Annotated in this window: 9 protein-coding genes and 4 pseudogenes; 7 read left to right on the forward strand and 6 right to left on the reverse strand. The window is 57.3% G+C overall.

Annotation, left to right across the window (positions count from 1 at the left end; translation table 11 throughout):
* The first annotated feature begins 203 nt into the window (after window positions 1–203).
* From MUG98_RS10735 to MUG98_RS10745, 3 genes are all read left to right on the forward strand, one after another.
* The gene (locus tag MUG98_RS10735) at window positions 204–590 is read left to right on the forward strand and encodes an aminotransferase class III-fold pyridoxal phosphate-dependent enzyme (RefSeq protein WP_265112113.1); all 387 of its coding nucleotides are present in this window, start codon (window positions 204–206) and stop codon (window positions 588–590) included.
* A 2-nt stretch (window positions 591–592) separates the two neighbouring features.
* Window positions 593–1,693, forward strand: coding sequence for an Ldh family oxidoreductase (locus MUG98_RS10740; RefSeq protein ID WP_265112114.1), 1,101 nt, complete (start codon window positions 593–595; stop codon window positions 1,691–1,693).
* A gap of 117 nt (window positions 1,694–1,810) precedes the next feature.
* Window positions 1,811–3,034: a class I adenylate-forming enzyme family protein gene (locus MUG98_RS10745; RefSeq protein WP_265112115.1), complete on the forward strand. Its 1,224-nt coding sequence runs from the start codon at window positions 1,811–1,813 to the stop codon at window positions 3,032–3,034.
* 97 nt (window positions 3,035–3,131) lie between these two features.
* Here MUG98_RS10745 and MUG98_RS10750 read toward each other — a convergent pair whose 3' ends face one another.
* The 3 genes from MUG98_RS10750 to MUG98_RS10755 form a co-directional block, all read right to left on the reverse strand.
* A complete protein-coding gene (locus tag MUG98_RS10750; RefSeq protein WP_265112116.1) occupies window positions 3,132–3,611 on the reverse strand; it encodes a PaaI family thioesterase in 480 nt (159 codons plus the stop codon).
* Window positions 3,612–3,792: 181 nt separating this feature from the next.
* Window positions 3,793–4,194, reverse strand: coding sequence for an MFS transporter (locus MUG98_RS25535; RefSeq protein WP_425601087.1), 402 nt, complete (start codon window positions 4,192–4,194; stop codon window positions 3,793–3,795).
* A 91-nt stretch (window positions 4,195–4,285) separates the two neighbouring features.
* Entirely contained in the window at window positions 4,286–5,101 is an 816-nt protein-coding gene (locus MUG98_RS10755; protein WP_265112117.1) for an enoyl-CoA hydratase/isomerase family protein, read from the reverse strand.
* A 1,549-nt stretch (window positions 5,102–6,650) separates the two neighbouring features.
* Here MUG98_RS10755 and MUG98_RS10760 point away from each other — a divergent pair.
* Entirely contained in the window at window positions 6,651–8,351 is a 1,701-nt protein-coding gene (locus MUG98_RS10760; protein ID WP_265112118.1) for a methylmalonyl-CoA mutase family protein, read from the forward strand.
* A 203-nt stretch (window positions 8,352–8,554) separates the two neighbouring features.
* Here MUG98_RS10760 and MUG98_RS10765 read toward each other — a convergent pair whose 3' ends face one another.
* Both MUG98_RS10765 and MUG98_RS10770 read right to left on the reverse strand, forming a co-directional pair.
* Window positions 8,555–9,415: an amidohydrolase family protein gene (locus tag MUG98_RS10765; protein ID WP_265112119.1), complete on the reverse strand. Its 861-nt coding sequence runs from the start codon at window positions 9,413–9,415 to the stop codon at window positions 8,555–8,557.
* A gap of 281 nt (window positions 9,416–9,696) precedes the next feature.
* Window positions 9,697–10,262 (reverse strand): annotated as a pseudogene (locus MUG98_RS10770) (inositol monophosphatase family protein); the annotation flags it as partial.
* A 404-nt stretch (window positions 10,263–10,666) separates the two neighbouring features.
* Between MUG98_RS10770 and MUG98_RS10775 the strand changes: the two are divergent.
* Both MUG98_RS10775 and MUG98_RS10780 read left to right on the forward strand, forming a co-directional pair.
* Window positions 10,667–10,825, forward strand: a pseudogene (locus tag MUG98_RS10775) (cobalamin-dependent protein); the annotation flags it as partial.
* Between the two features lie 12 nt (window positions 10,826–10,837).
* A complete protein-coding gene (locus MUG98_RS10780; RefSeq protein ID WP_265112445.1) occupies window positions 10,838–11,461 on the forward strand; it encodes an NAD(P)(+) transhydrogenase (Re/Si-specific) subunit beta in 624 nt (207 codons plus the stop codon).
* A 13-nt stretch (window positions 11,462–11,474) separates the two neighbouring features.
* On the opposite strand, the pseudogene MUG98_RS10785 reads toward MUG98_RS10780, so the two are convergent.
* A pseudogene (locus MUG98_RS10785) lies at window positions 11,475–12,477 on the reverse strand (IS630 family transposase).
* Between the two features lie 95 nt (window positions 12,478–12,572).
* Here MUG98_RS10785 and MUG98_RS10790 point away from each other — a divergent pair.
* Window positions 12,573–13,204: pseudogene (locus MUG98_RS10790) on the forward strand (IS6 family transposase).
* Window positions 13,205–13,331: the final 127 nt, after the last annotated feature.

Raw genomic sequence — 13,331 nt, forward strand, 5'->3', positions numbered from 1 at the left:
GTCGCGATCGGACCGACCATACGGGTTACCCAACAATCGCGGACTGTAGCGGACAGCTGCCCGTCTTCGTCTGCCATTCGCTGGTAGGCCTGACCCGCTCGGAGAATTGTGTTTGATCGCTAAATAATCCTGCTTGCTACTGCTAAATACGCCGTCAGAACCCGTCACAAGAACTATTACCGAAACGGGTGACTGTACCTATCATGCACCGTCAGGACCACTCCCGCTCCGTGTCGACCGTCGACCGTGCCAAACGGGTGATTCCGGGGGGAATCAACTCGACATCGCGAACGCAGATGATGGAGACCAGATCGGGCTACCCAATCTGTTTTGAGCGTGCTTCGGGGGCAGAACTGTTCGACGCCGACGGCAATCGATACGTCGACTACCTCAACGGGTGGGGTCCGATCATCCTCGGACACGCCGACGAGGACGTGAACCGTGCGGTGATGGAAGCCATCGGCAAACGCGACATCATGGCGGTTCCCCGGTTCCCCTGCGCGAACCTGCTCAACGCGAGCCTCACCGACGACCATGTCCAAGAGACCCTCGATGCGGCGGGGGAGGCACTCCGTGCGGTTGCCCCGTGAGCATGCGAGTCGAACGCGAACCCCTGCATGCGCTTGCCTGTGATGCCGTCGAGTCCCTGGGTGCTCCGTCGTCGACTGCGACAGCGGTGGCGGATTCGCTAGTCGCCGCCGACGCTCGCACGCCGGGCACCCATGGCGTCGGTTTGCTCCCGCTCTACGCCGAGATGGTCGCTGACGACGCGATAGATCCCTGCGCGGAGCCGGACGGTACTGGCGACGATGCGATCACTGTGGTCGAGGGGAACAGCGCCTTCGGCGCCCTCACCGGCAGGACGGCGACGGCCCACGGCGTCGCCGTCGCCCGAGACCATGGCATTGCCGCCGTCGGAATTCGGGACGGAACCCACCTTGGCCGCCTCGGTGAGTGGGCCGAGCGTGCGACTGCCGAGGGACTGGCGTTCCTCATGTTCGCGAATGCCGGTGGTGGAGCACAGAATACGGCACCCTTCGGCGGCCACAAGCGGAAGCTCTCGACCAACCCGCTGGCCGTTGGCATCCCGACATTCGAGGCGCTCCCGTTCGACATCGTCGTTGATGTCGCCACGAGCCAGGTCTCCGGGAGCGTGGTCCGGAATCGTCATCTGGTCGGCAGGAATCTCCGGGACGCCTGGACAACGACGGCCTCAGGCGACCCAGTGACCGATCCCGCGGCGTTCATGCACGGCGAGGGAGCTTTGCTTCCGCTCGGTGGTCGAGAGACCGGGCACAAGGGATACGGGCTGTCGGTCGCCGTTGAGTTGTTCGCGGCGCTCGTCGGGGGCCACGTCGTTGGCGAACGCAACCCCGACTGGTTCGGGAACGCAGCGTGTATGATGTTTCTAGATCCGTCGCGGTTCGGCCCCCTGGAAGAGTTCGAGGACCGTGTCAATGCCGTCGCAACTCACCTCCGGAGCGATGAGGTCAGGCTCCCCGGCGAGGGCGCCCATCGACGCCTCAAGCGCTCCAAACGGGAGGGGATCGCCGTGGAGCCGTCGGTCCTCTCCTCGCTTGTCGTCCTCGCCCGCGACCACGGGGTTGAGGTCCCAGAACCGATCGAAGCGGCAGCCGGTGCGGTCCCCGACGAGGCAGACACCGACCACACCGACGACGTGAGCTCGTGGTGACCACCTGACGAGATAAGTCGGTCTACTGGATACTTCGACCCGGTTTCGGTCAGCGATAACGAAGGATGTTCGAACCAACTACATTTTCGGTCTCGTGGCCGCTCGTCTATAGCAGCTATGGACCGCAATTACAATCTGGGGCTCGATGGCGGTGACGGGGCGCTTGACGGCACCGAGGGCACCGTCGCCTTCGAGGCACTGGTGGAATCAGGCGACGCCGCCGAACCTCTTCCGGACCACGAGGTCGACCCCGAACAAGGTCTCCTCGTGTTCTACACCTCGGGGACGACCGGCCTGCTGAAGGGAGTCGTGATTAGCCACCGCGCCTGGATCGCTCGCGGTGACAACTACGTCGTAGATTTCGACGTGCAGTCGGGTGACTGTCAACTCTCCTGGACGCCACTGTTCCACATCGTCTCCGCCAACTGGCTTCCGACGATAGCGTCCGTCGGTGGCATTTACTATCCGATCGACGGATTCGAGACCGCGCGAATCGTCGAGATCCTCCAGGAGGACGGTGGCATCGGCTGGTTCGTCCTACTTTTCGGTGTGGTCGGACAGTTACTCGAGTCTATGGACGAACACAATGTTGACCTCAACACGTTCCGGGAGATCCGTAATATCGGTGCGCTCGTCCATTTGATCGATCTCAAGAAGGTCGAGCAAGTCACCGAACTGTTCGACATGCCCTTCAAGAACTCCTACGGAGCGATGGAGGTCAGCAACGTACTCAGCGCCGCCAACGTTGTACCGTTCGATGTCCGCCCCGGTCCGGAAGAGTTGGCGAAGGTCGAGTCGTCATGGGTCGACCTCAAACTGATCGATGAAGACTGGAACGAGGACGAGGGCCACGGCGAACTCGCCGTCCGCAGACCAGTCGTCTGTAGCGGCTACTTCAAGAACCCGGAGGCCAATCGAGCGGACTTCGAGGACGGCTGGTTTCGGACGGGAGATATCTTCGAGCACAACGACGACGGTACCTATAGTTTTGTCAATCGGCGCAAGTACCTCATCAAATCCGGTGGAGAGAACATCTATCCAGCGGAGATCGAAGACGTGTTGCTCGAGAACGGACTCGTTGAGGAGGCGATCGTCGTTCGTGTCCCGGACGAGAAGTGGGGTGAGGTTCCCCGCGCCGTCGTCGCAACACACGAACCAGACGAACTGGATGCCGAGGATCTGCTCGCCGCGGTCGAAGAACGCTTCGCGAACTACAAACTCCCTCACTACGTCAACGTCGTCACGCCTGACGTGCTCCCCCGGTCGGAAACGGGGAAAATCGTCCGCGAGGACGTCCAAGCGTGGAACCTCGACCCCGACGAACGCATCAGGGAGGTCTGAGCGCTCCAGTCACGATCACGTCGGAAGTTACGCGTCGTTCCGGCGAGTGGGCCAACCCGTCTGACCAGTACGGCGGATCCCGATCGCTGCACCGAGGTCACTCCCGCTCCCGGTAGACTCGCCAGACGCCCTGTGCCGTCGCGATCCGTTCTCCGGACTCGCGACCGATCAGGGTACCGTCGATCACCGCGGTCGACTGTCCCATCCGAACGAGTTCTCCAACTGCTTCGAGCGGTTCCGAGCTCGCAGTCAGGAAGTTGGTCGTTAACGAGATTGTCGGCCCAGTCGACGTGCGACCGTCCTCGCCGGCGGTCGCCATCAGGGTAAAGCCCATTACCGTATCGAGTACTGATAGAAGAACGCCGCCGTGGACGGGACCCCCCATCCCCGGATTCTTGAACTTCTCGTTGTACGGCACGGACATACGTACCGTCCCGTCTTCGTAGGAATCGACGGTTGCGCCGAGCTCGGCGATGAACTTGTGGTCTCGCGCGTACTCGTTCAGTTTTTCGACGATGTTCGACCCACGAGGGGTGTACCCGATTGTCGTCTCATCGTCTCGACTACCATCCGTCATGGTTGCACGCTCCCGGACTCGTCCATCGGTCCGTACGCGTCCGGTTGAGTAGGTTGGGTGGTTAGTCTCGAACGAGAGGGATCGTGGCCACTCGGACTGCCCGTCCGTTCGGATGTTCGAATCGCTCGTCGACGCACGCTGCTCTCGCTGTCGGGTGTAGCTTCCATTGGTAACTCTCTATCTACCCATCGGTAATAAATCTATTCAGCTTCTCGATTGCTCGTTGTCCCGTTAGTGGATGGGTGGAAATGTGACGCACGTAGCGGTGTGATAGGTATGACGTATGACAGCCGGCTGTTCCGAAGGCATCAGTATAGACGCGCCCAAGCACCGTGAAGCGAGCGATCGCATAGAGTCCAGCTCCAAACCCGAATACGCCGGTCACCCCTAACAGGAGCGCACGCGGCTCTCCACTCAGGAGCACGACTATGGCGATACTCGTCGTAACGAGACTGACCACCAGTGTGGTCTGTTCGCCGACACGGTCTGTGAGGATGCCGCTGGGAAACTGCCCAACAGCGTAGGCAGCGAACAGGACGGTCAGCAATATCTCGGGTATCGAAAGGACTTGTAATTCGGTCACCCGACGCAGTTGGCTCCGCTATCAGTTCACGAGTCGACGTGGCTGTTCGCTGGTCGATCGGACTACAACCAGCTCAGGCTTGTCGAACCCGTTACCTTCCTTCCCACTTCGGTTCCCGGTCTTCAAGGAACGCAGCGATCCCTTCGGTACTGTCTTTGGACCCGAGCGCCTGAGTGAACAGTTCCGTCTCGTACTCGATGCCATCCTCGATTCCGAGCTGACCGCTCGCCTGGACCGCTCGTTTGGCGAGTCGAAGAGCGACTGGACTGTTCTCAGCCATGGACGACGCCAGCTCACCCACTGCCTTATCGAGATCGTCGGGGTCGCTGACGACGTCGACGAGCCCGAGTTCTTTCGCCTCGGTGGCCGGGACGGGATCGCCGGTGAGGATTAACCGCATGGCCTGTCCCTGCCCGACCAGTCGCGGCAATCGCTGAGTACCGCCACCGCCGGGAATGAGTCCGAGGCCTACCTCCGGAAGCCCGAGTAATGCGTCTTCATGTGCGACGCGGACGTCACAAGCCATCGCCAGCTCACAGCCACCGCCGAAAGCGAACCCGTTAATCCGGGCGACGACGGGTTGCGGGAGGGCCTCGACGCGATCGTAGATGCGCGTCCCCGCACTCTGCTGGCGCTGTTCGAGCGGAGGTCGGTCCTGTAAGTCGGAGACATCCGCACCGGCAACGAAGGATTTCGAGTCATCCGAACCGGTGAGGACAATGACGCGGACGTCCGACTTCTTGATCGTTTCGGCGAGCTCGGCGAACTCGTCGCGCAGCTGTTGGTTCATCGCGTTTCGTGCTTCGGGCCGGTCGAATACCACGGTCAAGCAATGGTCGACCGGTGCGTCGAACTCGATGGTGATCGTTTCCAAGCCGGCTGCGACGGTCTCGAGGTCGGCGCTCATCAGTCGGCTCCCCCTCGGGTTCGGCTCGCGGGCGGGCGCGTCGATTCCACAGTCTCTGTGTTCGTTGGTCGCGTCGTCAATCGGTGCATACTCGTTGTGGGTGCCGTTGACCGATTAAGTGTTTCGCTCACCCGTGGAGTACACGGTTGGCCCTGGCCTCTTCCTAAATGATGTGGCCCTAGCTGGCGTTCAGCTTTCTCGTTTCGAGATCGTAGTACCGACATCACTCGATCGGTTTAGCCTCGGTGACGGCGGAGTTGGTGACGAGTCGGTCTGCCATCGGGGCTTTGAGGACCCTGTTATCAATCATTGTCATTCGTAAGAATAGAACGTTTCAGGTGTGTGCTGCCCATCCATTTTTGTACATGACCGAACCAGCCGCTGAATTCGACGTCGTTGTCGGCGGATCGGGTGTGGGCGGGCTCGCCGCCGCGGTCACCGCAGGGGAGGCCGGTCCTGGAAAGGAACGATTTGCCGATCGATGGTCTCTATGCCACCGGCTCGGTCTGTGCCCCTCAAGAGCGGGAAATCGAGTACTAAATGCGGCCTCCAGAACGGTCGATCGCTCACCGTCACATCGTTCGTTCGACGGCGTAGCCGGCGTCGGCAGTCGGTGTGCCGCTCCGACACGGTTCTGTTCTGGTCCGTCCGGCTATTCCGTGAGCGACTCACTCGGCGAAACCAGCACGGTGACGGCACGCTCACACACGAACAGGCGTGTACTCGACTGAAGACGGCGCTGTCCCGTTACCTGTTCCGTCGATCGATCGACGTTCGAATTGGTTCCGTGGCCCCGGATATGTGTACGTTGAAACGATTTCGCGTCACCTATACGAATGATGGTAAATGATAACACGTACATAGCTACCAACATTCATTCCGGTATGCCGAAACGCAACGGACGAGGCCTCGTACCACGGTCAAGTGGGATTTACCCGCACACAGAATACGATAGTTGTGACTAAATTGTCCGATATATGCGAACGAACCGCACATAGTGTGTAAAGTGGTATCATCCAACATTATCGCATAGGAGGTAGCATCGTAACAATGGTACTCTTGTTATGGTTCGCTCCTCATAATTCGCGATACCGATATTCGTATCTTCCCCCCGTTTCGGAATTGCCGGATCGAATCGAGCCTACGATGAACGCTTTCGGCAAACTCAATGCGGGACGGCGTTGCTCGGAGGCACGATTTGCGGGCTGAGACGGCCGTTAGCGGGCCCGTTCGTCGCTGTCAGGTAACCACGAAAATCCAGGCGGAGAAATGTTGAAAGACTCGCAGTTAGTTTCCTGTAGTTTTAATCTGATGGTGACGGACAGAATTCGGAAATACCGAACTGATAGATCTTCCAAATCCCCGCAGGCTGCCACTCGGATTGATTCCTCATTTCACCCCGGATTAAGCCCGAATGTCTCCAGTCAGAGGTTAGACGTTCCGTTCGTTGCTTCCAAGTTGTGTCACATCGTCACAGGGGTCGGTACTCGGGGTCAGACTAACCGTCCGACCAACAGGGTTTTAGAGACGGACAAGAGAATACCAGCTAATGTATAGCACCGACGAGATACGGAAAATTCGATCGGAACGCGAGCGGTGGGAGGCGGATACGCTCGCCCCCGTCCTCGACGCTCACGGCGAACGCAAGGAACGATTCGCGACGGTGTCGAACCACGAGGTAGACCGGTTGTACACGCCCGAGGACGTCGCCGACTTGGATCTCGAAGTAGATCTCGGCTTCCCCGGCGAACCGCCGTACACCCGTGGTCCGTACCCGACGATGTACCGCGGGCGGACGTGGACGATGCGCCAGTTCGCAGGCTTCGGGACGGCCGAAGAAACCAACGAGCGATTCCACTACCTGATTGACGAAGGGCAGACCGGCCTCTCGACCGCGTTCGATATGCCGTCGCTGATGGGCATCGACTCGGACCACCCGATGAGCGAGGGCGAGGTCGGAAAAGAGGGCGTCGCAGTCGACACGCTTGCGGACATGGAGGTGCTGTTCGACGGTATCGACATCTCCGAGGTTTCGACGTCATTCACGATTAATCCCTCCGCAGCGGTAATCTACGCAATGTACATCGCGCTGGCCGACCAACAGGACGTTCCCCGTGAGGAGATTAAGGGAACGCTCCAGAACGATATGATGAAGGAGTTCATCGCCCAGAAGGAGTGGGTGATCCCGCCTGGGCCCTCGCTCGACGTCGTCACCGACACCATCGAGTTCGCCGTCGAGGAGACGCCGAACTTCCACCCAGTATCGATTTCGGGGTACCACATCCGCGAGGCCGGTTCCACCGCTGCCCAGGAGGCAGCGTTCACGCTCGCCGACGGCTTCGCCTACGTCGAGGACTGTCTCGATCGCGGCCTTGACGTTGACGAGTTCGGACCGCTTCTCTCGTTTTTCTTCAATTCGCACAACTCTATCTTCGAGGAGGTCGCGAAGTTCCGCGCCGCCCGGCGCATCTACGCTAACGTGATGGCGGAGTGGTACGATGCGGAATCGCCGGAGGCTCGCCGGCTGAAGTTCCACACCCAGACGGCAGGACAATCGCTGACGGCCCAACAACCACTCAACAACATCACCCGGGTGACGATTCAGGCGCTGGCGGGCGTTCTCGGCGGGACACAGTCACTGCACACCAACAGTTTCGACGAGGCACTGGCACTTCCCAGTGAGAAGGCCGTTCGGGTCGCCTTGCGAACCCAGCAGATAATCGCCGAGGAGTCCGGTGCGGCGGATATCGTCGACCCTCTCGGAGGCAGTTTCGCCGTAGAGGCGCTCACCAACGAGATGGAGTCGGAGATCATGGGCTATATCGAGGAGATCAAGGAACTCGGCGACGGATCGGTTCGCGACGGAGTCCTCGAGGGAATCAGCTCCGGGTATTTCCAGCGGGAGATCCACGAATCGAGCTACGAATATCAGGAGCGCGTTGAGCGCGGCGAAGAGGTCGTGGTCGGCGTCAACCGGTACACGATCGAGGAGGACACGCGCCCGGACCTCCTCCACGTCGACGAGACGACCCGCGATCGCCAACTCGAGCGACTCGAACGCGTCAAGGCCGAGCGCGACGATGATGACGTCGATGCGACTCTCGACGCTCTTACCGAGGCGATCGAGGACAACGAGAACGTGATGCCGTTCATCGTCGACGCCGTCAAGGCCTACGCAACGATGGGCGAGATTATGGAGGTCTTCAAGACTCACTACGGGACCTACCAGGAAGAGTTGCCGGCAGTCTAGCCGGTATATTCAAGTGGGCCGGTCAGCGGCGGGCCCTGAACGGTGTAGTCGCCGCTCCTCCGTAAGTTAGTAAACCGGGAGTAGGTAGCTATGAAGTCTGAACAGACTGGTTCAAGTAACGACGGCTGCCTATCACCCGGCCGAACGCTGACCGCATGCGATCCCGGCAGCTGTTGGATAGTCAGTGAGAACGTTCTTTCCGATTATACATCAAACAGCTCTCGCGCGTTCTCGTAGAGTAGTTTGCGTTCAACCTCCTCGTCGAGGTCCATCTCTTCGAGTTGGGCGAGCGTCTCCGGGTAGTCGAGCACGGGGTAGTCCGTTCCGAAAACGACCTTGTCGCGCCCGCGAGTCTCGATGAAGTGTCTAACGTTGTCCTCCCAGTACTTCGGTGCGTGGGCGGTCGCGCCCATATAGAGGTTGGGATGTTTCCAGGCCAGCGCTTCGAGTTCTTTCGACCACGGCCAGCCAGTGTGTGCGCCAACAATGTCCAGACCGGGGAAGTCGAGTGCGACGTCGTCGAGAAGGCTAGGCTTGCCGTGCCGGCTCGGCATCTGCATCGCCGAGTGACCGGTTTGCATCATCACTGGTACCCCGAGTTCCGCACACTTCGCGTAAAACGGGTAGTACCGACGGTGATTGAGCGGCAGATCCCAGCCGTAGGGTTCCAGCACGGCACCGACGAACCCGTGGTCCTCAACGTATTCCTCCAGTTTCGCGACTCCGTCCATCCCCTCCCGTGGATTGATCCCTGCGAGCCCCTTGATTCGCTCGGGGTGGGATTCGGACAGGTCGGCGATCATCTCGTGAGAGATGTCGATCTCCATCCCGCCGTCGGGGTTCCCGAACTTGAGAGCGGGAACGAACACCTGGTCGATCCCGTGGTCGTCCATCTTCGAGAGGAACGCCTCTGGCACCATTCCCCGATCGGGATCATACATATCGTGTTTCCCGAAGACCTGGGCAGCGACTTCCTGCGCCTGTGAGTTGTAGTATTCTTCTGTCCCCGCTCTAGTGAAGATGTTACACCACACGTCGATGATCTTGCCGTCACTCGAACTCATCTGTTCTCTTTTCCCTGTGGCGCGTCTGCTTGCTTAATGATACCGGTCTCGTTCAACGCCGGATTCTCGACGCTTTAGCGTCTTTGAAATTCCACCGAGCGTCCTGATACGAATGACATGGATCCCTGTTTTTTTGGTAGCAATTCTTCATCGCCGGCGTATCCTGGTTTTAAGTTCCAGCAGGCGTCCAACATCGTCACGTACCGAAAGTAGGAGCAACCGATCCGCCGCAGAGTACAATAGTTATTGTTCCAAAATCCACACGGATGCTGACAAATTCGTTAGTCGTCGATCATACTCGTTGCCGAGGTTTGGAGAGTCCCAGCGTTGTCAAGATGTGAGAGTAACGTCTCGTGAAGTGGTCCGTTTGAACCCACGAGTTCGTTTCCCGAGTCGATATCCCCGTTCACCTCGTAGGTTTGTCCGATCGCGTTTGTAACGGTCGCTCTGGCGGACCGGGCAATAACGAGACCTGCGCTAACGTCCCACGGATAGTGTGGTACTCCCAAACCGCGTCCGCGCTCCCGGCTGCGAGGTAACAGAGGTTGAGCGCAGCCAAACCCAACCGACGAATACCTCAAGACTCGCGATAGCTATGAGTGAGGAAGGTACCGTCTGGGTCGTATCCAGAGAGCAACATACACTCGTCGAGAGATGTTCGATCTGTCGTTTCAAGCGGTTTCCCGTTGAGCGTCGCTAGTTCGCCCTGAATCGCGCTGAACAGCTCATCCGTTTCGAGCGCATAGACGACACCGACAATGGGTGTATCGTCCTCAAGGAGTGCGATTGAAACTGAGTAATTCGGGTTTCCGTGAGCAAAGTTGCCTGTCCCATCTAACGGGTCGATCGACCCGTGTATTTTAATTCTTTGTCGCTGTCCGGACTAACAAGTACGATTAGTGCTTCCGTTGTTTCATGATGAACTTGGTACTAGCTGGTCCTCAAAGAATGATCAGATAAACACCCCTGGTAACCGCTAGAACTTAGTGAATGGAAGGTAACTTAAAATTACAAGATAATCTTATAACTGTAAATTATACATCTCGCACTGGATTTTGTCGATATCGTCGATGACTGCTTTGCACACTGCTACACACCACTAACCATATAGATCAAATTAGTTGTTTCAACTGCCCTGGAACTGACGAATCGAAGGGCATGTACCACAATTCGGCTTAGACTTCTACAAATATACGGATTATTTTCTCGGATTCCGGTAGAACCATACGGGCTCATGTGAAAACTCGGCGTATGAGTGCTGAGGGTGAGCAGCAAACCGTTCGGTGTATGGTCGCGAAAGTCGGTCTGGATGGTCATGATCGGGGCGCCCACGTCATCGCCCGGGCGTTCCGTGACTCCGGGTTCGAGGTCATCTACTCCGGCCTTCACAAGGCACCCGAAGAAATCGTCCTGTGCGAGTCGATGAACCGCTCGCTGACGAACGTCCTATTCGGCGGCCTCGGCACCGGTGACAGAGACAGCGAGGATATGGAGGACATCTACGAAGGGAAGATAACCGAATCTTCTGCCGAGGAGATTGTGATGCTCATGGAAACGGCCCAGCGCGTCGTTATCGTTCCCGGGTACGGGATGGCTGTCGCGCAGGCACAGCATGCCGTCGCCGAACTCGTCGAACTCCTCGACGAGAACGGTGTCGACGTTGAGTTCGGTATCCATCCCGTCGCCGGTCGGATGCCCGGCCACATGAATGCGTTGCTGGCCGAAGCCGACGTGCCCTACGACAAGATGCGCGAACTCGAGGCGGTCAACCCAACCTTCTCACAAACTGACCTCGTGATCGTCACGGGGGCGAACGACGTTGTCAATCCGAAGGCAAACACCGACGACTCTAGTCCCATCAGCGGCATGCCCGTGCTGAATGTTAGAGAAGCACAATCAGTGGCGGTCAACAAGCGAAGTCTCAGTCCTGGCTTTTCCGGAATTCCGAACCCGCTGTTTGCAAAGTACAATACGAGCATGCTCTTTGGCGACGCCAAAGAATCGATGCAGGAACTGGTCAACCAATACAAAGACGCAGCTTCATAAGCTACAGTAGTTATTAGAAGTAATCACTCACTTTTGGAAGAAAGTTGATCAAAAGCGGTATCGATCGCTGTTGTGAGTTCAGGAAGTGAGTCGAAGGATCGGTTGCTAAGTGCTGATTGGAGTTGTCTCCAGCACTATTTGACCGGATTTAGTTCAAGTGAATATGCCGGTGACTTCACGAAGGCGAGGTCGTTACAGGCCACCAGGTCCGTGACGGCCGACGCCTGAAAATACGGTGCTCCATCCAGTATAATGGTCAAATAATGTTCGAATTCTTAGCATAATATGAGAAAGATATGTTTTGCATGTTCGGCAATCACGTACTCTTCGAATCGAGAGAAAAAGCAATCACCGTCCTCGGTGATCACGCCCAACAGACACATCCAGTCGCGTTGCCCAGACAATTCGACGGATGGCCGCGTACCGCGCGGAAACCACGCGGCACGCGGTTCGACCTGAACAGATTTCTTGGTTTGATCGAGACAGACTACCGTAGCGTCCATTTCCCACCGCTTTTTTTAGTTCTTCGGAACGTTTCTTGCTCGTCAGCATCAAATTCGGCGGCTGTACGTCGTAGTTTTTGATAGCTCAATCCCGCTTCTTTGAGCAATCGCCGGCAGTTCGGGATTGAGTACTCGACATCGTCCGTCTCGTCGAGATACTGCTGGACGAGCGCCGGCGTCCACGCCGGCGCGTCAACGCCAACTTCCTCGGGAGGTTCGTGCACTATTTCTTCGAATTCTTTTTGTTCTCTTTCTGAGAGATTTCTTTTTTCCCTAGTTTGATGACATTAGTAACGGCCTGCTCAAGCGACTCGTCGGTGTCGAGTCGCTTGAGCCAGCTATAGATTGTCCGTCGTTGAACGTCGTACCACTCGGATAGTTCAGTCTGCGTAAGACCGTTTTGTACGCTATTGCGGCTAAGAACCGTTGTGTCGGCTTCTTTCCCTCCACCTTGTCGAGGGCGTCTTGTAATTCCTGAATAGAGATCTCATCGAGATGATCTACTACACTCAACGACACTATCTGAGTGAAAAGTTCTAACGGTTACTATAGACGGCGCTGTTCAGATTAGAGTTTGAAGAAGCGAGGCGGTGGAATTCGTGGTGCTTATGCCTGAATTCGACCGCCTCGCCGGATCTAGCATCGAGATCCAGTTAGATTTTGTGGAGCGTGAGCAGACACCGCGCGAGCTGATGCAGTTGAGTATCCAGCTCCAACTGCATAAATTATCACTTTCGAATACTGTTTCTGTATTAGAGAATTTCGGTGTCGAACGGGCGCGCTCGACTGTCATAACTGGGTGCAGAAAGCCGAACTACAGCCGACTGCTGGGAAACAGCCGGATCACGTCGCGGTCGACGGAACCGTGATCCACCTCGACGATCAGCGCTACTGGCTGTACGCCGCCGTCGATCCCGAGACAAACGTATTCCTCCACGTCAGGCTGTTTTCGAGCCGGAACGAAGGTGTTCTCGATCTTTCTCTCAGAACTCACCGAGAAACACGGCGTCTTCGACGTCGTGTTTCTCATTGACTCTGCCCCGTGGCTCAAAGCAGCACTCCATCGACCTAGACTCCGAATTCGATACGAAAACACGGAAATCGGAACACTGTCGAACGACTCTTTCAAGAGATAAAACGACGTACCTACCAGTTTGGAAACTGCTTTCGAAACGCCGAACCAGAAACTGCTGAAACATGGCTCCAGAACTACGCATACTGCTGGAACCAGCTAATCTGAACAAAGCCACTATAGACACCCGGATTTTCAGCGGGAAATCTCAGAAACTGCTGTATTTCCGACGAACGAAACTTGCCTGGAGGGCAACGTAACGCTGTTTTATATATCTGGAACCCGTTAATCACTG

Origin of the sequence: Halosolutus halophilus, assembly GCF_022869805.1 — an archaeon.
GTDB classification, from domain to species: Archaea; Halobacteriota; Halobacteria; order Halobacteriales; family Natrialbaceae; genus Halosolutus; species Halosolutus halophilus.

Bases quoted from the DNA above. Each gene is read 5' to 3' on its own strand.
- MUG98_RS10760 (WP_265112118.1), top strand. From the start codon at position 6,651: ATGTATAGCACCGACGAGATACGGAAAATTCGATCGGAACGCGAGCGG.
- MUG98_RS10780 (WP_265112445.1), top strand. From the start codon at position 10,838: ATGAACCGCTCGCTGACGAACGTCCTATTCGGCGGCCTCGGCACCGGT.
- MUG98_RS10735 (WP_265112113.1), top strand. From the start codon at position 204: ATGCACCGTCAGGACCACTCCCGCTCCGTGTCGACCGTCGACCGTGCC.
- MUG98_RS10740 (WP_265112114.1), top strand. From the start codon at position 593: ATGCGAGTCGAACGCGAACCCCTGCATGCGCTTGCCTGTGATGCCGTC.
- MUG98_RS10750 (WP_265112116.1), bottom strand. From the start codon at position 3,611: ATGACGGATGGTAGTCGAGACGATGAGACGACAATCGGGTACACCCCT.
- MUG98_RS10745 (WP_265112115.1), top strand. From the start codon at position 1,811: ATGGACCGCAATTACAATCTGGGGCTCGATGGCGGTGACGGGGCGCTT.
- MUG98_RS10765 (WP_265112119.1), bottom strand. From the start codon at position 9,415: ATGAGTTCGAGTGACGGCAAGATCATCGACGTGTGGTGTAACATCTTC.
- MUG98_RS10755 (WP_265112117.1), bottom strand. From the start codon at position 5,101: ATGAGCGCCGACCTCGAGACCGTCGCAGCCGGCTTGGAAACGATCACC.